Origin of the sequence: Georgenia satyanarayanai (genome assembly GCF_023715365.1) — a bacterium.
Lineage (GTDB): Bacteria > Actinomycetota > Actinomycetes > Actinomycetales > Actinomycetaceae > Oceanitalea > Oceanitalea satyanarayanai_B.
In genome coordinates this window covers 246574-266655 of sequence record NZ_JAMBNZ010000004.1, presented here as the reverse complement: position 1 = coordinate 266655, position 20082 = coordinate 246574, and the positions used below count along the sequence as shown (strand labels likewise).

Genomic DNA, 20082 nt, shown 5'->3' with positions numbered 1-20082 from the left:
CGGAGGATATGGCGAAGAAGGACGGCGTCATCGAGATCGAGGGCAGCGTTGTCGAAGCGCTGCCCAACGCGATGTTCCGGGTGGAGCTGAGTAACGGCCACAAGGTGCTCGCACACATCTCGGGCAAGATGCGTCAGAACTACATCCGGATCCTCCCCGAGGACCGGGTCGTCGTTGAGCTGAGCCCGTACGACCTCACCCGGGGTCGCATCGTCTACCGCTACAAGTAACCACTCGACAATCGCCGTCGCGGTGCCCAGTGCGCCGGCGCGGCGGCGGAGGAATGCCATGAAGGTCAAGCCCAGCGTCAAGAAGATCTGCGACAACTGCAAGGTCATCCGTCGTCACGGCCGCGTGATGGTGATCTGCACCAACCTTCGTCACAAGCAGCGTCAGGGCTGATCTGACGACGGCGGCGTCCTGCCGCCACGCGCACCGCTAGCTCCCACGGGAGCAGCCCTCGGCTCGGAGGCCGGGGCCCGTCCGGCTCGGACGGGAGAGTGGTGCGGAAGACCTCCGAGCAGCACAAGGAGCACAAGTTGGCACGACTCGTCGGCGTCGACCTCCCCCGCGAGAAGCGGCTCGAGATCGCGCTCACCTACATCTACGGCGTCGGGCGCACCCGCGCCAAGCAGGCGCTCGAGGCGACGGGCGTCAGCCCCGACCTTCGCGTCAAGGACATGACCGACAGCGACCTGGTCGCTCTCCGTGACTACATCGAGGGCAGCTTCAAGGTCGAAGGAGACCTGCGCCGTGAGGTCCAGGCCGACATCCGCCGCAAGGTGGAGATCGGTTCCTACCAGGGCCTGCGTCACCGTCGTGGACTGCCCGTCCACGGCCAGCGCACGAAGACCAACGCGCGTACCCGCAAGGGCCCCAAGCGCACGGTGGCCGGCAAGAAGAAGGCCCGCTAAGTAGTCCGGTCGCACGTCCCGGCGCTCACCGCGCCGACTGCCACCGGTCCGACGACCAGGAGAGAAGCACCGCATGCCCCCCAAGACCCGCTCGGCGTCCACGGCCCGCAAGCCCCGCCGGAATCAGCGCAAGAACGTCACGCACGGTCACGCGTACATCAAGAGCACGTTCAACAACACGATCGTCACGCTCACCGACCCCAACGGCGCCGTCATCGCCTGGGCGTCCTCGGGCCAGGTCGGCTTCAAGGGCTCGCGCAAGTCGACGCCCTTCGCCGCCCAGATGGCTGCCGAGGCCGCGGCTCGCCGTGCCCAGGAGCACGGCATGAAGAAGGTCGACGTCTTCGTCAAGGGTCCCGGCTCCGGCCGTGAGACCGCGATCCGCTCCCTCACGGCCGCCGGCCTCGAGGTGGGCTCGATCCAGGACGTCACGCCCCAGGCCCACAACGGCTGCCGTCCCCCCAAGCGCCGCCGCGTCTGAGTCCCGTTCCGCACGCCGCCCCACGGGGCGGCGTGCGGCACGAGGCACCGTCTCACCCTCCCGCCGGTCGGACCGATGACCGGCGGGTGCCCTGCACGGCGTCATATAGCGGATGCCTGCTGAAAGGAACACATCGTGCTCATCGCACAGCGCCCCACCCTGACCGAAGAGGTCGTCAGCCCCCAGCGCTCCCGGTTCGTCATCGAGCCGCTCGAGCCGGGCTTCGGCTACACCCTTGGCAACTCCCTGCGTCGCACCCTGCTCTCCTCGATCCCCGGTGCTGCGGTCACGAGCATCCGGATCGATGGTGTCCTCCACGAGTTCACGACCGTCCCGGGCGTGAAGGAGGACGTCACCGAGGTCATCCTCAACATCAAGGGCATCGTCGTCTCCTCGGAGCACGACGAGCCCGTCGTGATGTACCTGCGCAAGCAGGGCCCGGGCGTCGTCACCGCCGGTGACATCACCCCGCCGGCCGGCGTCGAGGTCCACAACCCCGACCTGCACCTGGCGACCATCAACGCCAAGGGCAAGCTCGAGGTCGAGCTGACCGTCGAGCGTGGCCGCGGCTACGTCTCGGCGAGCCAGAACAAGAGCTTCGACTCGGAGATCGGCCGCGTGCCGGTCGACTCGATCTACTCCCCGGTCCTCAAGGTGACCTACAAGGTCGAGGCCACCCGTGTGGAGCAGCGCACCGACTTCGACCGCCTCATCGTCGACGTCGAGACGAAGAACGCGATCACCCCGCGTGACGCGCTCGCGTCCGCCGGCAAGACGCTCGTCGAGCTCTTCGGCCTGGCCCGGGAGCTCAACGTCGAGGCCGAGGGCATCGAGATCGGCCCCTCGCCGACCGACGCCGCCCTGGCCGCGGACCTCGCGCTCCCGATCGAGGAGCTCGGGCTGCAGTCGCGCTCGTACAACTGCCTCAAGCGCGAGGGCATCCACTCCGTGGGTGAGCTCGTGGCCCGCAGCGAGGCCGACCTGCTCGACATCCGTAACTTCGGTTCGAAGTCGATCGGTGAGATCCGGGAGAAGCTGGCTGCTCTCGGTCTCGGTCTCAAGGACAGCCCGGTCGACTTCGACATCTCGCAGGTCGACGACGAGTCGGACTACGAGGGCGACGTCGAGTTCAGCGACGACGCGCGCGACTGACGCCACCAACGATTCACAACAGGAGAGATCATGCCCACTCCCGCTAAGGGCCCCCGTCTTGGTGGCAGCCCCGCCCACGAGCGTCACATGCTTGCGAACCTCGCCACGGCGCTGCTCGAGCACCGCGCCATCACGACGACGGAGCACCGCGCCAAGCGCCTGCGCCCGGTCGTCGAGAAGCTCATCACCCTCGGCAAGCGTGGCGACCTGCATGCCCGCCGCAAGGTGATGGCCACGATCCGTGACAAGGGCGTCGTGCACGACCTGTTCGCGGAGATCGCGCCGGCCATGGCCGAGCGTCAAGGTGGCTACACCCGGATCACCAAGACGGCCCCCCGCAAGGGCGACAACGCCCCCATGGCCGTCATCGAGCTCGTCATGGAGCCGGTGAGCCCCAAGCAGGCCACCGTCCGTGAGGCCGAGAAGGCCGTCGAGCGCGCCGCGAAGGAGGCCACGACGCCCGTCGTCGAGGCTCCCGAGACGACGGTCTCGGACGAGGCTGCCGACGCCGTCGAGGACGCCAAGGCCGAGGAGACGCAGGAGGCCCAGCAGGCCGCCGCGGAGTCCTCCGCCCAGGCCGCGACCGACGCCGCCACCGACGCGCAGGCCGGCGGGACCGACACCGGTCACGCCAACCCGCGCGGCTGACTGACGACCGGCGCCAGCCGGTCCACCTGCTCGGGGAACCCACGAGGTCACCCCGACGAGTCGCGAGGCCCCTCACCCTCACCCGGGTGTGGGGCCTCGCGTGCACCCACGATCGTCCGCCGCACCCCGTGACGCGGTCGACCCCGGCAGTACGCTCGCCAGGACTGCCGGGGCGCGTCGCCGCGCCCGGGCACGGTCCCGGGCGCGCGACAGCGGCCGGAGGGCTCGAGAGGGAGTGCACGTGCAGCTGCGGAGCGAGGGCATCACCTGGCAGGAGATCGACGACGAGCTGGTCATCCTCGACACCGCGCGCTCGGTCTACCTCACGACGAATGTGGCCGGCGCCCACCTGGCCAAGCTGCTGACCGAGGAGCGGTCCGTCGCAGAGCTCGCCGACGCGCTCGTCGCGGAGTACGGGATCGACCGCTCGACGGCCGTGGCGGACGCGTCCGCCTTCGCCGCCGACCTCGCCGCCAAGGGGCTGCTGCGGTGACCAGCCGCGAGGCCGGGCGATGACGTCCGAGCTGCTCGACCCGCTCGACCTCCAGATCGAGAGCCGCAACCAGCGTCGCTCCGTCGGGCGCCTGTGGCAGCTCGTCCGCCGCTCGACGCGCCTTGTCTGGGGTTCGGGACGGCTCTTGTTCGTCGGGCTGCTCGTCGTCCAGGTGGTCGCGGCCCTCGTCCTGGCGGGCCAGGTGCTCGTCGTCGAGTCCTTCCTCTCCGCGGTGCTCGAGCTCGGTCCGGGTGGTGGCGTGCCGAGCGTGCTCGTCGCCGCGACGCTCGGCCTCGCGGGACTCATGGCCGCGGCCGCGCTGCTCGACTCCGTGCGCGGCAGCATGAGCCGCTTCCTCGGGGAGTCCGTGGCCCGGCGCACGTACCAGGACGTGCTTGACGCGGCCACCGCCGTCTCGCTGCGCCACTTCGAGTCGGCCTCCTTCTACGACCGGCTCCAGCGGGTGGAGGCCAGTGCGACGAGCCGGCCCTTCCAGGTGACCCAGGCGCTGCTCGGGATCGTCGGTGGTCTCGCCGCGACGATCGGGGTCGGCGCCGTGCTCGCGGGCATCCACCCGGTGCTGCTGCCGCTGCTCCTGCTCGGCGGGCTGCCGATGATCCTCACCAACCGGCGCGAGAGCCGCCGCGAGTTCCAGTTCACGGTCGCGCAGACGCCGCATCAGCGGCAGCGCTACTACCTCAGCTACCTCCTCACCACGCGCGACGAGGCCAAGGAGGTGCGCGCCTTCGACCTCGGAGGTCCGTTCCGGGAGCGCTTCGACGAGCTCTACGCCCGCTACCTCGCCGACCTCGCCCGCCACCTGCGGCGACGGCTGGCCCTCAGCACCGCCGGGAACCTCGGGTCCGCCGCCGTCCTCACCGCCACCCTTCTCGTCCTCGTCACGCTCATCGGCCGCGGCGCGGTGTCCGTGGCCCAGGCGGGTGCCGCCATCGTCGCGATCAGGATGCTCCAGGGACAGGTGCAGGCCCTGCTGCGTGGCATGCAGTCGATCTTCGAGGCCGGCCTCTTCCTCTCCGACGTCGACCAGTTCATGGACCTGGCGGCCACGGCGCGCGACGAGGAGGAGGGGGACCCGGCGCCTCCAGCCTTCGGTGAGATCACGGTCGAGGACGTCCGCTTCAGCTACCCGGGCAGCGCCACCGAGGCGCTGCGGGGCGTGGACCTGCGCATCCGTCGCGGGCAGGTCGTCGCCCTCGTGGGGGAGAACGGGTCGGGCAAGACGACGCTAGCCAAGATCCTCGCCGGCCTGTACGACCCGAGCGCCGGGGCCGTGCGGTGGGACGGCCGGGACACGCGCACGTACTCGCGGGTCTCGGTGCGCGACCGCGTCGCGGTGATCTTCCAGGACTTCGTCCGGTACGCCTTCACCGCCCGCGAGAACATCGCCTTCGGCCGCGCGGGGAAGTGCGAGGACGCGCGGGTGGCCGAGGCGGCCGGCCGGGCGGGCGCGGCGAGCTTCCTCGAGGCGCTGCCCGCGGGCTACGAGACCATCCTCTCGCGCATGTTCAAGGGCGGACGCGACCTCTCGGGCGGCCAGTGGCAGCGGGTGGCGATCGCCCGCGCCTTCTACCGCGACGCCGAGCTGATGATCCTCGACGAGCCCACCGCGGCCCTCGACCCCCGCGCGGAGAGCGCCCTGTACGAGTCGCTGCGGGCGGTGCTCGCCGGCCGGACCGCGGTGTTCATCTCGCACCGCTTCTCCTCGGTACGCGCCGCCGACGTCATCTACGTCCTCGACCAGGGACGGGTGGTCGAAGCAGGTTCCCACGAGGAGCTCATGGCACGGGAGGGCATGTACGCGGAGCTGTTCCGCCTCCAGGCCGCCGCCTACCTCGGCGAGCCCGGGGTCCCTCAGGCGCGGTAGGCGGGGGCCGGGCGGTCGACCGCCGCCCAGATCGCCGGCGTGATGTCCTCGCGGAACGGCGGCCCCCACGGCACGTGCCCCACGAGGACGGGCACGCTGCGAGCGAGCCAGGAGGCGTGGGTGAAGACCTGCGCGAGGACGGTGGGGTCCTGCCAGCCCATGAGCCGCGGGAAGCTCATGAGCGCGAAGAGAGCGGACTTCGTGTCGAGGGGCTCCAGCTCGAGCCGCCCCTCCCGGTTGGGCCGCGGGATGACGACGGCGCCGAGCGGGACCGCGTCGGTCCCGGGCGAGGGCAGGCCCACGACCGTGCGGCCGTCCGCGCTCGTCCTCGACCGCAGGTCGGTGAGCCCCGCCGTCACGGCCTCGGCGCCCGGGCGCAGGCGCAGCTCGGTCGCCCCGAGGGGCACGAGGGGGACGTCGCCCGTCGTCACCGGGACGACGTCGTCGCTCACGATGCGGGCACCCTGCGCGCACAGGAGGGCGGCGAGGGTGCTCTTGCCCATCCCGGAGTGCCCGAGGAAGGCGACGGCGTTCCCGTCCCGCTCGACGGCGCTCGCGTGGAGGACGGCGTGGCCTCGCAGGTAGAGCTGGAGGGCGAGCAGGGTCCCCGTCGTCATGATGGCCCGCATGCCCGGGGCGGTGCCGTGGACGAGGTGGAGGGTCACCTCGGACAGGTCGGGGCTGATGGCGAAGTCGCAGACGCCGTGCACGCGCAGGAGGACCGAGCCGTCCTGGCCGCGGGTCGCCGTGTACCAGCGGTCCGGGGCGGTGCCGAAGTCGAGGAGGACGGTGCCCGGAGGGGTCCGCCGGTCCTCGGCCATGGGCGCTCCGTCGACGACGGTGACGTCCACCCGCGAGCCCGTGCGCGCGGAGCGGTGCTGGTGGAGCGCGAAGTCGGCCGCGACGGTGAGGCCGTAGAGGCGCTGGGGCGGTTCGGGGCTCATGCGGGGACTCCGGTCGCCAGGGTACGGAAGCTCTCGACGCCGTCGGGGTCGACGACGATCCCGTCCACCTCGAGCCAGGCGTGCGCCTTGACCTCGCCGTCGACCTTCTGGACGCCGATGCGGACGGCGTGCTCGCGGTGCCGCAGCACGTGCGCGCCGAGGAGGGCGCGGCGCAGGCAGGTCCCGTTGAAGGGGCGGTGCCGCAGCACACGCCACGTGACGTCGAGCCGCTCGCGCTCGTCCGGGGTCAGTCGGATGAGGCGCGGGTCGGCGCGCCGGCCGGCCGTGCCGTCCAGGACGAGCCGCACGCGCAGCAGCCGGGCGAGCCGGGGCAGCGGCAGGGTACGCAGGCCGATCTCGACGAGGGCCGCGAGTGCCGCCGCGCGGGCGGCGCGGACCCACGTGCGGGGATGGCGGCGCAGCAGGGTGCGGACCTCGCGGATCACGGGGCGTGCTCCACGGCCGTCGGGATGCCGTGGGCCTGTGCCCAGGCGAGGTGGAGCAGGAAGTCCGCGGCAGGATGGGGGTCCTCCTCGAGCCACGCGGCGCGCAGGGCGGCGGGGTCGACCCAGTCCGGGTCGAGGCCGGCGCCCTCCCAGGCCCGGGCGAACGCACGCTCCTCCGGACCCCAGCGGGTGGAGTTGAAGGAGGCCTTGGACCGGCGGCTGAGCACGCGGTCGGGCAGGACGTCGTGGAAGAGCCGCCGGAAGATCGCCGTCCGGTCGCCCCAGCCGAGCGGGCCGGCCTCCGCCGCCAGGGCGTCGACGAACCTGAGGTCCGCGAAGGGGGTGACGGGCCGGGAGCCGTACTCGGCGATCCCGGCGTCGACGTTGGCCATGGCCACCGCCATGGGGCGGGAGCGCAGCGCCTCCCGGGTTGCGCGGTCCCAGCGCAGCGGCTCCTGGGCCAGTGTGGTGACGCGCGTGAGGTACTCGGCCGCGGCTGCCGGGCGCAGCCACGGAGGGCTGATCGAGGCGGCCTGGGCGCGGACGTCGCGGCGGCGCAGGACGTTCGGACGGGCCGCGCGCAGGCCGTGGCGCAGGTACCGGCGGCGGGGGCGGGTGAGGGCGAGGGCGTCACGCACCGCGCCCATCCGCTGCCCGTCGAGGACGGCGTCACCGCCCTCCCCGGAGATGACGACGCCGGGGTCGAGGTGGCGGTAGACGGCTCCGTGCAGCTGGACGGCCTCGGGCCACACCGGGCCGTGCCGGCGCAGTGCAGCGGTGGCGACCTCGCCGAGGAGGCGCTGCTCGCCGTCGAAGTCGAGGACGAGGTGGTCGTGGAGGTCGAGGTGCTCGAGGACGAGCTCCTGCCAGGCGGTCTCGTCGGACTCCGGTGCGGCGGGGTGACGGACCGTCACCGCGACGGGTTCGGCCAGGCCGTGCCGACGGGCGAGGCGCACGGTGAGGGCGAGGAGGGCGGAGGAGTCGCGCCCACCGGAGAACAGGACGTGGCACGGCGGCGTGGACAGCGCGTCCAGCAGGATCGCCTCGAGGGTGGCCCGGGCCCCGAGCCCAGTGTGCTCGACGACGACGGGCACGGTGCTGGCCTCGGGCAGGGCCAGGAGGGTCTCCGCCCGGGTGAGGCTGGTGAACGTCGCCTGTGCCGTCGGTGCGCTCACGCGGGTGGCCTCTCCTCGGGGACGCGGGTGGACGTGCCGCGGGCCGGACGGTCCCGCTCGGACCGTTCGACCCGCAGCGGGCGTGCTCAGCGGGAGCCGACGGGCGGGTTCGGGTTCTTGGGGTCGCCCCAGATGTCGAACCAGACGGCGTTGTCCCTCTGCGGGCCTGTGGGGACCTTGCCGAGCGTGAGGTCGCGGACGCTGCCGACCTCCGTCATGCGGGGTGCGTCGTACTTCATGTCCTTACTCCTTCGTGAGCGATGAGCCATGACGCCCGGACGGGCCGTGTGGTCGGCGGACGGGGGTGCGGTGCCGCCGACTGGGACCGAGCCTAGGGACGGGCCCCGGCCTTGACGACGGTTGTCGCGCGTGAACGTGGGTGACCCCCGGATGACGCGTCCGGGACGCCGTGCTCACCCGGACGCTCACCCCGGGCACGACGGCGAGCGTCCGGCAATCACGCCGTCCCACACCCGGGCCGTCGCTACGCTCCCGGTAGCGCCGGATCCGGCGGCGGGCGAGGACGGGAACGGCATGACGCGCAGGAACCATGGCCGGGCGGTCGGCGAGCTCCTCCGCGCCGTGTGCCGTGACGGCGGCGACGTCACGGCCACCGCCTCGCTGCCGGCCGGTTCCGTGGTGGCGGCCGCCCGCCACCACCGGGTCTCGCCGCTCGCCCACGTCCGCCTGCGGGAGACGGCCCCGGCGGTGGCCGAGGTGCTGCGGGCGGACCGGGACGCCGCGAAGTCGCTCCACATCCGTGCCGGGATGCTCCTCGCGCACGTGTCCGAGGTGCTCGCCGACATCCCCTGGGTCGTCTTCAAGGGGCCGGTCCTGTCCGAGCTCGCCCACCCCGTGCCCGGCGTGCGGCCCTACGGCGACCTCGACCTGCTCGTCGCGCCGCAGGACCTGCGAGCGGCCAGCCGGGCCCTGCTCGGGGCCGGGTGGGAGGTGGGCGACTACGAGGACATGCTCCGCAACCCCCAGACCCCGGGCGAGATGCACTGGTTCACCCCCGCGGGGATCCAGGTCGACCTCCACTGGGCGATGATCAACATGGGCTCGCGGCGCCGGCTCTTCCGGATCGACACCGACGCGCTCCTCGCGCGGCGGCGCCGGGTGCGCATCGGCCTGGGCCAGGCGTGGGCGCTGGACGAGACGGACGCCCTCGTCCACGTCACGCTGCACGCCGCCCTTGCGGGGGCCAACCGGCTCGCCTGGATGGTCGACGTCGACCAGCTCAGCCGTCAGGTCGAGGAGTGGCGGGAGGTCGCGGCACGCGCCACCGAGTGGGGCGCCCAGGCGCACGTGGCGCTCGCGCTGCGGCGGGCCACGGCGACCCTCGGCACCCCGGTGCCCGCGGACGTCTACCGGATGCTGGGGACGTCCCTGCCGCTGCGTGCGATCCTCGACGCCGTCGACCGGCTCGTCCCGGTGGAGCGGCAGCGCCGCGACTCCTCGCCCTCTCGCCTCGTGGCCCGGGCGGTACGCCCCGGCGCGCTGCGCACCGTCGCCCAGGTGGCGCGGAACGCGGGTCAGGGGGTCGTCGACCGGCTCACGCCGCGCGCGGGTGCCGCCGCCGCCCGGGTGACGGCAGGTGAGGAGGCCCTCGAGGTCTACCTCCGGGCGGTGGAGGACAGTGCGGGGACAGGAGCCTCACCGGTCTCCCGGTGAGGCCCTCGTCCGGCAGCGGGGGCCCGACCGGCGGGTGCGGGCCTGTCGACGGCTGGTCCGGCCCGGCGACGCCGGACCGGACGGAGTTGTCCTTTTTCGGGCCCGGCGTCTGGCGACCGAGCGTGAGCCCGTGGCCGGTGCCGACGTCCTCAGACCGAGGTGCGGTGCAGGCCCTCCGTCCTCCGCTCGTGGGTGGCAGGGTGGCTGGTGGCGGCCCGGGCACCGGTGTGAGCAGGACGTGACGGGCCACCGGACGCGGCTGGGTGGGGCAGGGCGCTGGCCCTGGGTGATCCTGGCCGGCGGCCCGACGTCGCCACCGCCGTGCGTGGCAGGGTGGGCCCGTGAGCCGTGTCTCGGTCGTCCTCGTCCACGGGATCCGCGCGTCCCGCACGATGTGGCGGCCCCAGCTCGCCGCGCTCGAGGAGGCCGGCGTGCCGGCCCTCGCCCCGGACCTGCCCGGCCACGGGGAGCGTGCGGGGGAGCCCTTCACCGTCGACGGCGCCCGCGCGGCGGTCGAGGAGGCGGCCCGCGCGGCCGAGGGCGCCGTCGTCGTCGTGGGCCTGTCCCTCGGTGGCTACCTCACCCTGGACTGGGCGGCGCGGACCGGGCAGCGGGTGGTGGGCGTGCTGGCGGCGGGGTGCTCCACGCAGCCGCGCGGCCCCGGCCTGACCGCCTACCGGCGGGTCGCCGCGCTCATCGCGCGCCTGCCCGACGGCGGCCGGTGGCTCAACGACACCCTCGCGCGGGTGGCGCTGCCGCCCGCGGCGCTCGCGGACCTCCACGACGGCGGCATGGAGCTCGGGGTGATGGACGCGGCGCTCGCCGCCGTCGGCGGCCTCGACCCGATCGCCGACCTGCGGGCCATCGACGCGCCCGTGCGGCTCGTCAACGGCCGCTGGGACCACTTCCGCACCCAGGAGCGGCGCTTCCTCGCCGCCTCCCGCGACGGGCGCCTGGAGATCGTCCCCGGGGCCAGCCACCTCGTCTCCCTCGTGCGTCCCGAGGAGTTCAACAGGATCATGCTCGACCTCGTCGAGGAGGTCGCACCCGGCTCGGTCAGGACCGCCCGCTCGGCGTGATCCCGCCCAGCTCCCAGGCCCGCACCCCGCCGACGATCCCCGCGCTGTTGGGGACGATGACGACGTCGTCGCCCAGCCGGTCCAGGGTCGGACCGGTGATGCGGCGCGAGTTGCCGCCACCGAGGTAGAGCCGGTCCCACAGGACCACCGGCCGCAGGGAGTCGACGACCTGCCGCACCCGCCGCGACCACATCGCGTCCCCCAGCCGCAGCCGCTCGTGCTCGCCGATGTACTCGTCGTAGGTGAGGCCCCACCGGGCCTGTGCCCGCGAGAGCTCGAGGTGCGGGGCCAGCCGGCCGCCGTCGAACAGGGCGTTGCCCAGGCCCGTGCCGAGGGTGACGACGAGCTCGAGCCCGGCGCCGGCGACGACGCCCGCACCGTGGACCTCCGCGTCGTTGAGGAGCAGCACCGGCATGCCGAGCTCGGCGCTCAGTGCCTCCTGGAGGTCGAGGTTCTCCCACGCCTCGACGAGGTCGGGCAGCACCTTGGTCCGGGGCCCGGCGCGCGTGACGTAGTGCGGGGTCGTGACGACGACGCCGTGCCGGATCATCCCCGGCATTCCCACCGTGGCGCGCTCGGCGGGCGGCAGCTGGTCGGCCAGGGACCGGATCGTGTCGACGAGCCGCTGCGGTGGCAACGGGTAGGGCGTGGCCGCCCGGACCGGCTGAGCGTGCATCGTGCCCGCCGCGTCGAGCACCGAGGCCTTGATCCCGCCGCCCCCGCAGTCGACGGCGAGCGTGGTCGGGCCGCGGCGCGCGGTGCTCAGTGGGTCCACCCGAGGGACGGTACTAGCCTGCGAGGCGTGAGCGCTGCCCCCGAGGACGAGACGGTCCGGCTGCGGCTGGACCTCCGCTACGACGGCACGGACTTCGCCGGGTGGGCTACCCAGCCCGGTCTGCGGACCGTCCAGGGGACCCTGGAGGAGGCACTGACCACCGTCCTGCGCCTGCCGGCGCCCGCACGGCTGACCGTGGCCGGGCGCACCGACGCCGGGGTCCACGCGCGCGGTCAGGTGGCCCACCTCGACGTGCCCGCCGCCGCGTGGCGGGCGGTGCCAGGGCGCAGCGAGCGCCCGCCCGAGGAGGCCCTCGCCTCCCGCCTCGCCGGCGTCCTCGGCCGGGACGCGCGCCCGCGCGGGGCGGCTGACGTCGTCGTCCACGGCGTGCGGGTCGCACCGCCCGGCTTCGACGCCCGCTTCTCCGCCGTGTGGCGGCGCTACGCCTACCGCGTGGCCGACACCCCGGCGGCCCGCGACCCGCTGCGGCGCCGTGACGTCCTGTGGCACGGGCGCCCGCTCGACGTCGCCGCCATGGACGTCGCCGTCCAGTGGCTGCGCGGGGAGCACGACTTCGCCGCGTACTGCAAGCCCCGCGAGGGGGCCACGACGATCCGTACCCTCGAGGAGCTGCGCTGGGAGCGGCGGGCCGACGGACTGGTCGTCGCGACGGTCCGCGCGGACGCCTTCTGCCACTCCATGGTGCGCGCGCTCGTCGGCGCGAGCCTCGCCGTGGGGGAGGGGCGCCGGCCCGTGGACTGGCCCGCCGCGGTCCTCGCGGCCGGGCGCCGGGACCCCGGGGTCACCGTCGCGGCGGCCCACGGGCTCACCCTCGAGGAGGTCGGCTACCCCGCCGACGAGGAGCTCGCCACCCGGGCCGCGCAGGCGCGCAACGTCCGCACCCTCCCCGCCCGGTAGGCGCGGCCCTCCCCGTGCGGCACCGCCGCGGCGGTGGCAGCCTGGACGGATGAGCGAGTCTGAGAACACCCCGGCGACCAGCGCCGACGCTGCCATCCCCAGCGACAGCGAGGGCGACACCGACCAGCTGACCAAGGAGGACACCCTCGAGCGCCGTGGCGTCGACGACCTTCTCGAGGAGGGCTACTCCCCGCCCGAGCGTGACCCGCTGCGCGGCCAGAACCTCACCCAGGCCGAGCTCATCGAGGGGGACACCCTCGCCGAGCGTCTCGACACCGAGGAGCCCGAGGTGTGGGACGAGGCCCAGGAGCCGGACCCGGACCGCGAGGCGGACCGTGCCGGCCGCATCGAGGCTGTCTCCGAGGAGGCCGTCGGCCCGCTGGGTGAGCGCGAGCAGGGCATGATGGCCCAGGACGTCGGCATCGCCGGTGGCGCCGCGACGGCCGAGGAGGCCGCCATGCGCATCCGCGAGGAGGACGACCCCATCGGACTCACCGGTGAGGGCGGCACGCCCGGCTGACCCGCGTGGCACGTCTCACTCGGGCCGCCGTCCGCCGCCTTTGACCCAGCGCGGCGGACGGCGGTACTCTTGGATGTCGTTGTGCATCCCTTTGCGCTCCCCGGTGCTCCCACTCGCCGGCGCAGCGGCGCGGATGCGCTCAGCGAGCACCACCAGACCATGGACGGCCCAGTGCGCCAACGCGCACGATGCCGCCCTCGATGAGAGAAACGAAGGCTACGCCCGTGCGCACGTACACACCGAAGCCCGGCGACGTCGAGAAGAACTGGTACGTCATCGACGCTACCGACGTCGTCCTCGGCCGACTGGCGACCCACGTCGCCACCCTGCTCCGTGGGAAGCACAAGCCGAGCTTCGCACCGCACGTCGACAACGGTGACTTCGTCATCGTCATCAACGCGGAGAAGGTCGCCCTCACCGGCAGCAAGCTCGACGACAAGATGGCCTACCGTCACTCGGGTTACCCGGGCGGCCTCAAGGCCACGAGCTACGCCCAGCTCCTCGAGCGCTTCCCGGAGCGCGCGATCGAGAAGGCCGTCCGCGGCATGGTTCCCAAGACGACCCTCGGTCGCGAGCAGCTCAAGAAGCTCAAGGTCTACGCAGGCCCGGAGCACCCCCACGCCGCGCAGCAGCCGCAGGCCTTCGAGATCACCCAGGTTGCCCAGTAGTCCGCAAGGACTCGGCAGCCTCTCACCAGGACACGAGGAGAACTGTGGCTGAGACCACTCCCGAGATCGAGCTGGACGACGAGAACGTCCCCAGCAGCTACACCACCGAGACCGACGCACCCGCCGCGGGTGCCGGTCAGAGCATCACCGCCCCCGGGCAGGCGCTCGGCCGCCGCAAGGAAGCGGTTGCGCGCGTCCGACTCGTCCCCGGGTCGGGCCAGTGGACCATCAACGGTCGCTCGCTCGAGGACTACTTCCCCAACAAGCTCCACCAGCAGCTGGTGAGCTCGCCGTTCTCGCTGCTCGACATCGAGGGCCGCTTCGACGTCGTCGCGCGGATCCACGGCGGCGGCATCTCCGGCCAGGCCGGTGCGCTGCGCCTCGGCGTGGCTCGCGCCCTCAACCTGATCGACGAGGACTCGAACCGTCCGGCGCTCAAGAAGGCCGGGTTCCTCACCCGCGACGCCCGCGCGGTCGAGCGCAAGAAGGCCGGCCTCAAGAAGGCCCGTAAGGCCCCGCAGTACTCCAAGCGCTGATCCAGCGCTGGCAGGAACGGCCCCGTCGTCAGGCGGGGCCGTTCCGCGTCCCGGCCCTCGTCTCTCCTCTCCACTGGTCCGCATATGCGGGAATTCTGCGGTCGCGCGCGGCTGAGGGCGGCAGAATTTCCGCATATGCGGACAAGGGGGGGAGGGTGGGAGGAGGGGGGGGTGGGGACTGACCTGGCACCATGGGATCGGCACAACGACCTATTGACGTGAGGAACACAGCCAATGCCCCGAATGTTCGGAACCGACGGCGTGCGCGGGCTCGCCAACCGCGACATCTCCGCGGAGCTCGCCCTCGGCCTCGGAGCCGCAGCGGCGCGGGTCCTCACCGTGGCCGCCGGCGCGGAGGGACGCCGTCCCCGCGCCGTCATCGGCCGCGACACCCGCATCTCCGGGGACTTCCTCTCCGCGGCCCTGGCCGCCGGGCTCACGAGCGCGGGCGTCGACGTCGTCGAGGTCGGCGTGCTGCCCACCCCGGGCGTGGCCCACCTGACGGCGACGACCGACGTCGACCTCGGCGTCGTCATCTCCGCCTCGCACAACCCCATGCCCGACAACGGCATCAAGTTCTTCGCCCACGGCGGCTTCAAGCTCGAGGACGCCATCGAGGACGCCATCGAGGCGAGCCTCGGCGCCGCGTGGGACCGCCCGATCGCCGACGGCGTCGGCCGTATCGAGGAGGACGCGCGGGCCGCGGACCGCACCTACATCGACCACCTCGTCGCCGCGACCGGCCGGCCGCTCGAGGGGCTGCGGATCGCCATCGACTGCGCCAACGGCGCCGCCAGCGACATCGCCCCGCTCGCGCTGCGGGAGGCGGGTGCCGACGTCGTCGTCATCAACGCCTCGCCCGACGGCCGCAACATCAACGACGACTGCGGCTCCACCCACCCCGAGCAGCTGCAGGCCGTCACGGTCGCCTCCGGCGCTGCCTTCGGTGTCGCTTTCGACGGCGACGCCGACCGCTGCATCGCCGTCGACCACGAGGGCACGATCGTCGACGGCGACCAGATCATGGGCATCCTCGCCACCGCGTTCAAGGAGCATGGCCGGCTCGCCGAGGACACCCTCGTCGTCACGGTGATGAGCAACCTCGGCCTCATCCTCGCCATGCGCGAGGCCGGGATCCGCACGGTCCAGACGGCGGTCGGTGACCGCTACGTCCTCGAGGCGATGCGCGCCGGCGGCTTCAGCCTCGGCGGCGAGCAGTCCGGCCACATCATCGCCAGCGACCACGCGACCACCGGCGACGGCCTCCTCACCGCGCTGCTCCTCGCCGCGCGCGTCGTCGAGACAGGGCGCTCGCTCGCCGAGCTCGGCTCGATCGTCACCCGCCTCCCGCAGACGCTTGTCAACGTGCCCGACGTCGACAAGGTGCGCGCCGGCACCGACGAGGGGCTGCGCGACGCCGTCGCCGCCGCCGAGCAGCGCCTGGGCGACACCGGCCGCGTCCTGCTCCGCCCGTCGGGCACCGAGGCGCTCGTGCGCGTCATGGTCGAGGCCGCCACCCAGGAGGAGGCCGACGCCGTCGCGGGGGAGCTCGCCGACGTCGTCCGCGCGCGCGTCGCGCTCGGCTGACCCGGGGGCCGCCTCAGGGTGATCCCCGGTGACACCGGGGCACCCGGCACGGTCTAATGGTCCGGTGACAGGAACCGGTGCCCGATGACGGCGGCCATGGCGGCGATCGAGGCCTGGGTGCTCGGCATGGCCGACTCCCCGTGGCTGCTCGTCGCGGTCCTCGTCCTGGCGACCATCGACGGGTTCTTCCCGCCGGTGCCCAGCGAGTCGATCGTCATCGGCGTCGCCGTGCTCGCGATGACGGGTGACGGGCCCAGCCTGTGGCTGCTCGTCCTCGTGGCGGCGGTGGGCGCATTCGCCGGGGACCTCATCGCCTACACGATCGGCACCCGGGTGCCCATCGACCGGCTGCGCATCTTCCAGGGCAGACGTGGCAGGGCCAGCCTCGGGTGGGCCCGGCGCGCCCTGGCCCAGCGGGGCACCGTGCTCATCCTCTCCGCGCGCTTCGTCCCGATCGGGCGGGTGGCGGTCAACATGACGGCCGGTGCGGTCCACTTCCCCCGCCCGCGGTTCATCCTCATCGCCGCGATCGCCGCCGTCGTGTGGGGCGGGTACTCCACGCTCCTGGGGATCGGCGCCGGCGTCTTCCTCCACGACCACCCGCTCGTGGCGATCGCCGTCGGCGTCGCCGGCGGGGTGGTCATCGGGTTCGTCGTGGACGCCCTCCTGCGGTGGGTGCACCGGCGGTTCGGCGGCAAGCTGCCCGAGAGCCTGGAGGTGCTCGCCCCGGACTACGTGGCCGCGCCGGACCCCGCCGAGCCGCGCCGCGACGAGCGCACGAGCACGCCCGGCTAGATCTTGCGCAGGCGCATCCGGTGCATGCGGTGGTCGCCGGACTTGGTGAGCACCAGGGAGGCGCGCCCACGGGTGGGCAGGATGTTCTCCTCGAGGTTCGGCTCGTTGATCGAGCCCCAGATCCGGGTGGCCGTCTCGACGGCCTCCTCGTCGCTCAGCGCCGCGTAGCGGTGGAAGTAGGAGCGGGGGTCGGCGAAGGCCGTCTCGCGCAGCGACAGGAAGCGGTTGACGTACCAGCGGCGCACGTCGCTCGTCCGCGCGTCGACGTAGATCGAGAAGTCGAAGAAGTCGCTCACCGCGAGGCTGGGCGCGCCGTCGGACGTCGTGCGGGCGGGCTGCAGGACGTTGAGGCCCTCGACGATGAGGACGTCGGGGCGGTGCACGGTGATCTCCCGGCCCGGCACGATGTCATAGGTGAGGTGGTCGTAGACCGGGGCGGTGACCTCGGGGACGCCGGACTTCACCGCACTGAGGAAGCGGAGCAGCGCGCGCTGGTCGTAGGACTCGGGGAAGCCCTTGCGGGACATGAGGCCCCGGCGCTCGAGCTCGGCGTTGGGGTGGAGGAAGCCGTCCGTCGTCACGAGGTCCACGCGCGGCATCCCCGACCAGCGGCGCAGCATCTCCCGCAGCAGCCGCGACGTCGTCGACTTCCCGACGGCGACCGAGCCGGCCACCCCGATGACGAAGGGCGTGCGGCCCATCCGCTCCCCGAGAAAGGTCGAGGTCACCGAGCCGAGACGGCGGGAGGAGGCGACGTACAGCGACAGCAGGCGGGACAGCGGCCGGTAGACCGTGTCCACCTCGATGAGGTCCACGGGGTCGCCCAGGCCGCGGAGCCGGTCGATGTCCGCCGAGGTGAGCGGCTGGGGGGTCGCGGCCGACAGCCGGCTCCACGCCGCGCGGTCGAACTCGAGGAAGGGGGAGGTGGCCGGCTGCGTCGCCGACGTCGCTGCCTGCGGGGACGTCACTCCACCAGTCTGGCGCACGGCAGCCGGTGGTGCGCACCGCCGTCGGCCCGGCGCGTGCGTGAGGCAGACCACCGGCAAGTACGCTGGAGACCATGTGCGGAATCGTGGGAGCAGTGTCCGTCGCGGCCGCGGCCACCCCGCCTGTCGACGTCGTGCTCGACGGCCTCGCCCGTCTCGAGTACCGGGGCTACGACTCCGCGGGCATCGCCGTCGTCGCCGACGGCGCCCTCGTGGTGCGGAAGAAGGCGGGCAAGCTCCGGGGGCTGCTCGACGAGCTCGAGCGGGAACCGCTGCCCGCCACGCAGGCGGCGATCGGGCACACGCGCTGGGCCACGCACGGCGCGCCGACCGACGAGAACGCCCACCCGCACCTGTCCGGCGACGGGCGCCTGGCGCTCATCCACAACGGCATCATCGAGAACTTCGCCGCGCTCCGGAAGGAGCTCCTCGCCGAGGGCGCCACCTTCGCCTCGCAGACCGACACCGAGGTCGTGGCCCACCTCCTGGGCCGCACCTACGCGGGCGACCTCACCGCCGCGATGCTCGAGGTCACCAAGCGCCTCGATGGCGCCTTCACGCTCCTCGCCGTCCACGCCGACCACCCGGGCACGATCGTCGCCGCCCGCCGCAACTCCCCGCTCGTCATCGGGCTTGGCGACGGCGCGAACTACCTGGGCTCCGACGTCGCCGCCTTCGTCTCGCAGACGAAGTCCGCGCTCGAGGTCGACCAGGACCAGGTCGTCACCATCACCGGGGACTCGGTCAGCGTCGTCGACGCCGCCGGGGAGCCCGTGGAGCCGCGCGCCTTCACCGTCGAGTGGGACGCCGCGGCGGCCGTCAAGGGCGGCTTCGCCTCCTTCATGGACAAGGAGATCCACGACCAGCCGCAAGCCGTGGCCGACACGCTGCTCGGGCGCACCGACGAGCTCGGGCGCCTCAAGCTCGACGAACTGCGCATCGACGAGACGATCCTGCGGAGCATCGACAAGATCATCGTCGTCGCGTGCGGTACTGCCGCCTACGCCGGGCACGTGGCGAAGTACGCGGTCGAGCACTGGTGCCGCATCCCGGTCGAGGTCGAGCTCGCCCACGAGTTCCGCTACCGCGACCCGGTCGTCAACGAGAAGACCCTCGTCGTGGCGATCTCCCAGTCGGGGGAGACGATGGACACGATCATGGCGGTGCGCCACGCCCGCGAGCAGGGCTCCAAGGTGCTCGCCGTCGTCAACACCTACGGCTCGACCATCGCCCGCGAGTCCGACGCCGTGCTCTACACGCACGCCGGGCCGGAGGTCGCCGTCGCCTCGACGAAGGCCTTCATCGCCCAGATCACCGCGACCTACCTGCTCGGCCTGTACCTCGCCCAGCTGCGCGGCAACAAGTACATCGACGAGGTCGCCGACTACCTCACCGAGCTCGGCCGCATCCCCGCGAAGATCGAGGAGGTCCTCGCTCGCCAGGAGCAGGTCCGCGAGGTCGCTCGCGCGATGAAGGACACCACCTCGGTGCTCTTCCTCGGGCGCCACGTCGGCTTCCCGGTGGCCCTCGAGGGTGCGCTCAAGCTCAAGGAGCTCGCCTACATCCACGCCGAGGGCTTCGCGGCCGGCGAGCTCAAGCACGGTCCGATCGCGCTCATCGAGGAGGGCCAGCCGGTCTTCGTCGTCGTGCCGACCCCGCGCCGTCCCACCCTGCACGCCAAGGTCATCTCCAACATCCAGGAGATCCGGGCCCGTGGCGCGCGCACCCTCGTCATCGCCGAGGACGGTGACGAGGACGTCACGCCCTACGCCGACGTCGTCTTCCGCTACCCGCCCACGCCCACGCTCATGGCCCCGCTCGTCTCCGTCGTCCCGCTGCAGATCTTCGCCGGCGAGCTGGCCAGCGCCAAGGGCTACGACGTCGACCAGCCGCGCAACCTCGCCAAGTCCGTCACCGTCGAGTGAGCATCGTCGGGGTGGGCATCGACGTCGTCGACGTCGAGCGCTTCATGCGGACGCTCGAGCGCACGCCGCGGCTGCGGGAGAAGCTCTTCACGCCCGAGGAGCGCGAGCTGCCGCCCGCCTCGCTGGCGGCGCGCTTCGCGGCCAAGGAGGCGATCGCCAAGGCGCTCGGCGCGCCGGGCGGGATGTCGTGGCAGGACTGCACGGTGGAGCGGGTGGTCGGCGGCGCGCCCGTCGTCCACGTGCGCGGCTCGGTCCTCGCGCGGGCCGAAGAGCTGGGGATCCGGACCTGGCACCTGTCCATCTCCCACGACGCCGGGATCGCCTCCGCCATGGTCCTCGCCGAGCGCTGAGCCGCCCGCCCCGCCTCTCCGCCGACAGCTGAGGTGTTCCTGGCAGTGGGAACTCACCCCGTCCGCGCTGGATGCCGCGGGTAACAACTCAGCTGTCGGCGGTGGGAGGGGGCCTGGCTCGGCGGCGGGGT

The 20082-nt window shown here is 73.1% G+C and carries 24 protein-coding genes; 18 read left to right on the top strand and 6 right to left on the bottom strand.

The features are described from left to right. Nucleotides 1-8 precede the first annotated feature (8 nt). The 8 genes from infA to M3148_RS07235 all read left to right on the top strand — a co-directional run bounded on the left by infA (nt 9) and on the right by M3148_RS07235 (nt 5573). On the top strand, nt 9-230 hold the full coding sequence (gene infA / locus M3148_RS07270) for a translation initiation factor IF-1 (RefSeq protein ID WP_110851913.1): 222 nt from the start codon (nt 9-11) through the stop codon (nt 228-230). Between the two features lie 58 nt (nt 231-288). Beyond that, a complete protein-coding gene (gene rpmJ, locus M3148_RS07265) occupies nt 289-402 on the top strand; it encodes a 50S ribosomal protein L36 (protein WP_110851912.1) in 114 nt (37 codons plus the stop codon). A gap of 137 nt (nt 403-539) precedes the next feature. Then, complete coding sequence (rpsM, locus tag M3148_RS07260; protein ID WP_251304016.1) at nt 540-914, top strand: 30S ribosomal protein S13; 375 nt, start codon at nt 540-542, stop codon at nt 912-914. A 73-nt stretch (nt 915-987) separates the two neighbouring features. Continuing rightward, nucleotides 988-1395, top strand: coding sequence for a 30S ribosomal protein S11 (rpsK, locus tag M3148_RS07255; RefSeq protein ID WP_251304015.1), 408 nt, complete (start codon nt 988-990; stop codon nt 1393-1395). Between the two features lie 135 nt (nt 1396-1530). Beyond that, on the top strand, nt 1531-2547 hold the full coding sequence (locus M3148_RS07250) for a DNA-directed RNA polymerase subunit alpha (protein ID WP_251304014.1): 1017 nt from the start codon (nt 1531-1533) through the stop codon (nt 2545-2547). Between the two features lie 30 nt (nt 2548-2577). After that, nucleotides 2578-3195, top strand: coding sequence for a 50S ribosomal protein L17 (rplQ, locus tag M3148_RS07245; protein WP_251304013.1), 618 nt, complete (start codon nt 2578-2580; stop codon nt 3193-3195). A 241-nt stretch (nt 3196-3436) separates the two neighbouring features. Then, nucleotides 3437-3688, top strand: coding sequence for a PqqD family protein (locus M3148_RS07240; protein ID WP_251304012.1), 252 nt, complete (start codon nt 3437-3439; stop codon nt 3686-3688). A gap of 19 nt (nt 3689-3707) precedes the next feature. After that, the gene (locus M3148_RS07235) at nt 3708-5573 is read left to right on the top strand and encodes an ABC transporter ATP-binding protein (RefSeq protein ID WP_251304011.1); all 1866 of its coding nucleotides are present in this window, start codon (nt 3708-3710) and stop codon (nt 5571-5573) included. Here the strand turns inward: M3148_RS07235 and M3148_RS07230 are convergent. The 4 genes from M3148_RS07230 to M3148_RS07215 all read right to left on the bottom strand — a co-directional run bounded on the left by M3148_RS07230 (nt 5561) and on the right by M3148_RS07215 (nt 8377). After that, nucleotides 5561-6517 carry a hypothetical protein gene (locus M3148_RS07230; protein WP_251304010.1) on the bottom strand — a complete coding sequence of 319 codons (957 nt, stop codon included), beginning with the start codon at nt 6515-6517 and terminating at the stop codon, nt 5561-5563. The genes M3148_RS07235 and M3148_RS07230 overlap by 13 nt on opposite strands. Beyond that, nucleotides 6514-6963, bottom strand: coding sequence for a lasso peptide biosynthesis B2 protein (locus M3148_RS07225; RefSeq protein ID WP_251304009.1), 450 nt, complete (start codon nt 6961-6963; stop codon nt 6514-6516). The genes M3148_RS07230 and M3148_RS07225 overlap by 4 nt, the downstream gene beginning before the upstream one ends. Beyond that, nucleotides 6960-8138: an asparagine synthase-related protein gene (locus tag M3148_RS07220; RefSeq protein WP_251304008.1), complete on the bottom strand. Its 1179-nt coding sequence runs from the start codon at nt 8136-8138 to the stop codon at nt 6960-6962. The genes M3148_RS07225 and M3148_RS07220 overlap by 4 nt, the downstream gene beginning before the upstream one ends. Before the next feature lie 86 nt (nt 8139-8224). Further along, complete coding sequence (locus M3148_RS07215; RefSeq protein ID WP_251304007.1) at nt 8225-8377, bottom strand: lasso RiPP family leader peptide-containing protein; 153 nt, start codon at nt 8375-8377, stop codon at nt 8225-8227. A gap of 295 nt (nt 8378-8672) precedes the next feature. Between M3148_RS07215 and M3148_RS07210 the strand changes: the two genes are divergently transcribed. Together M3148_RS07210 and M3148_RS07205 are read left to right on the top strand one after the other, a co-directional pair. Then, nucleotides 8673-9812 (top strand): nucleotidyltransferase domain-containing protein, encoded by a 1140-nt coding sequence (locus M3148_RS07210; RefSeq protein ID WP_251304006.1) that lies wholly within the window; start codon nt 8673-8675, stop codon nt 9810-9812. Nucleotides 9813-10153: 341 nt separating this feature from the next. Next, a complete protein-coding gene (locus M3148_RS07205; RefSeq protein ID WP_251304005.1) occupies nt 10154-10891 on the top strand; it encodes an alpha/beta fold hydrolase in 738 nt (245 codons plus the stop codon). Here M3148_RS07205 and M3148_RS07200 read toward each other — a convergent pair. Further along, a complete protein-coding gene (locus M3148_RS07200; protein WP_251304004.1) occupies nt 10869-11666 on the bottom strand; it encodes an ROK family protein in 798 nt (265 codons plus the stop codon). The genes M3148_RS07205 and M3148_RS07200 overlap by 23 nt on opposite strands. A gap of 27 nt (nt 11667-11693) precedes the next feature. Here M3148_RS07200 and M3148_RS07195 point away from each other — a divergent pair, with 27 nt between their 5' ends. From M3148_RS07195 to M3148_RS07170, 6 genes are all read left to right on the top strand, one after another. Next, nucleotides 11694-12584 (top strand): tRNA pseudouridine synthase A, encoded by an 891-nt coding sequence (locus M3148_RS07195; protein ID WP_251304003.1) that lies wholly within the window; start codon nt 11694-11696, stop codon nt 12582-12584. A gap of 49 nt (nt 12585-12633) precedes the next feature. Further along, nucleotides 12634-13104 (top strand): DUF5709 domain-containing protein, encoded by a 471-nt coding sequence (locus M3148_RS07190; protein ID WP_251304002.1) that lies wholly within the window; start codon nt 12634-12636, stop codon nt 13102-13104. Nucleotides 13105-13328: 224 nt separating this feature from the next. After that, complete coding sequence (gene rplM, locus M3148_RS07185; RefSeq protein WP_251304001.1) at nt 13329-13772, top strand: 50S ribosomal protein L13; 444 nt, start codon at nt 13329-13331, stop codon at nt 13770-13772. A gap of 44 nt (nt 13773-13816) precedes the next feature. Further along, a complete protein-coding gene (gene rpsI / locus M3148_RS07180) occupies nt 13817-14308 on the top strand; it encodes a 30S ribosomal protein S9 (RefSeq protein ID WP_251304000.1) in 492 nt (163 codons plus the stop codon). A gap of 234 nt (nt 14309-14542) precedes the next feature. After that, nucleotides 14543-15895 carry a phosphoglucosamine mutase gene (gene glmM, locus M3148_RS07175; RefSeq protein ID WP_251303999.1) on the top strand — a complete coding sequence of 451 codons (1353 nt, stop codon included), beginning with the start codon at nt 14543-14545 and terminating at the stop codon, nt 15893-15895. Nucleotides 15896-15991: 96 nt separating this feature from the next. Then, nucleotides 15992-16690, top strand: a complete 699-nt coding sequence (locus M3148_RS07170) for a DedA family protein (protein WP_251303998.1) — start codon at nt 15992-15994, stop codon at nt 16688-16690. On the opposite strand, the gene coaA is transcribed toward M3148_RS07170, so the two are convergent. Next, entirely contained in the window at nt 16687-17658 is a 972-nt protein-coding gene (coaA, locus tag M3148_RS07165) for a type I pantothenate kinase (protein WP_251303997.1), read from the bottom strand. The genes M3148_RS07170 and coaA overlap by 4 nt on opposite strands. Nucleotides 17659-17750: 92 nt before the next feature. On the opposite strand from coaA, the gene glmS reads away from it, so the two are divergent. Continuing rightward, nucleotides 17751-19601, top strand: coding sequence for a glutamine--fructose-6-phosphate transaminase (isomerizing) (glmS, locus tag M3148_RS07160; RefSeq protein ID WP_251303996.1), 1851 nt, complete (start codon nt 17751-17753; stop codon nt 19599-19601). Then, a complete protein-coding gene (locus M3148_RS07155; protein WP_308203222.1) occupies nt 19598-19951 on the top strand; it encodes a holo-ACP synthase in 354 nt (117 codons plus the stop codon). Before glmS ends, M3148_RS07155 begins: the two co-directional genes overlap by 4 nt. Nucleotides 19952-20082 lie beyond the last annotated feature (131 nt).

Bases quoted from the DNA above. Each gene is read 5' to 3' on its own strand.
- glmM (WP_251303999.1), top strand. From the start codon at position 14,543: ATGCCCCGAATGTTCGGAACCGACGGCGTGCGCGGGCTCGCCAACCGC.
- M3148_RS07235 (WP_251304011.1), top strand. From the start codon at position 3,708: ATGACGTCCGAGCTGCTCGACCCGCTCGACCTCCAGATCGAGAGCCGC.
- M3148_RS07210 (WP_251304006.1), top strand. From the start codon at position 8,673: ATGACGCGCAGGAACCATGGCCGGGCGGTCGGCGAGCTCCTCCGCGCC.
- M3148_RS07190 (WP_251304002.1), top strand. From the start codon at position 12,634: ATGAGCGAGTCTGAGAACACCCCGGCGACCAGCGCCGACGCTGCCATC.
- rplQ (WP_251304013.1), top strand. From the start codon at position 2,578: ATGCCCACTCCCGCTAAGGGCCCCCGTCTTGGTGGCAGCCCCGCCCAC.
- glmS (WP_251303996.1), top strand. From the start codon at position 17,751: ATGTGCGGAATCGTGGGAGCAGTGTCCGTCGCGGCCGCGGCCACCCCG.
- rpmJ (WP_110851912.1), top strand. From the start codon at position 289: ATGAAGGTCAAGCCCAGCGTCAAGAAGATCTGCGACAACTGCAAGGTC.
- infA (WP_110851913.1), top strand. From the start codon at position 9: ATGGCGAAGAAGGACGGCGTCATCGAGATCGAGGGCAGCGTTGTCGAA.
- rpsK (WP_251304015.1), top strand. From the start codon at position 988: ATGCCCCCCAAGACCCGCTCGGCGTCCACGGCCCGCAAGCCCCGCCGG.
- M3148_RS07230 (WP_251304010.1), bottom strand. From the start codon at position 6,517: ATGAGCCCCGAACCGCCCCAGCGCCTCTACGGCCTCACCGTCGCGGCC.
- M3148_RS07215 (WP_251304007.1), bottom strand. From the start codon at position 8,377: ATGAAGTACGACGCACCCCGCATGACGGAGGTCGGCAGCGTCCGCGAC.
- M3148_RS07170 (WP_251303998.1), top strand. From the start codon at position 15,992: ATGGCGGCGATCGAGGCCTGGGTGCTCGGCATGGCCGACTCCCCGTGG.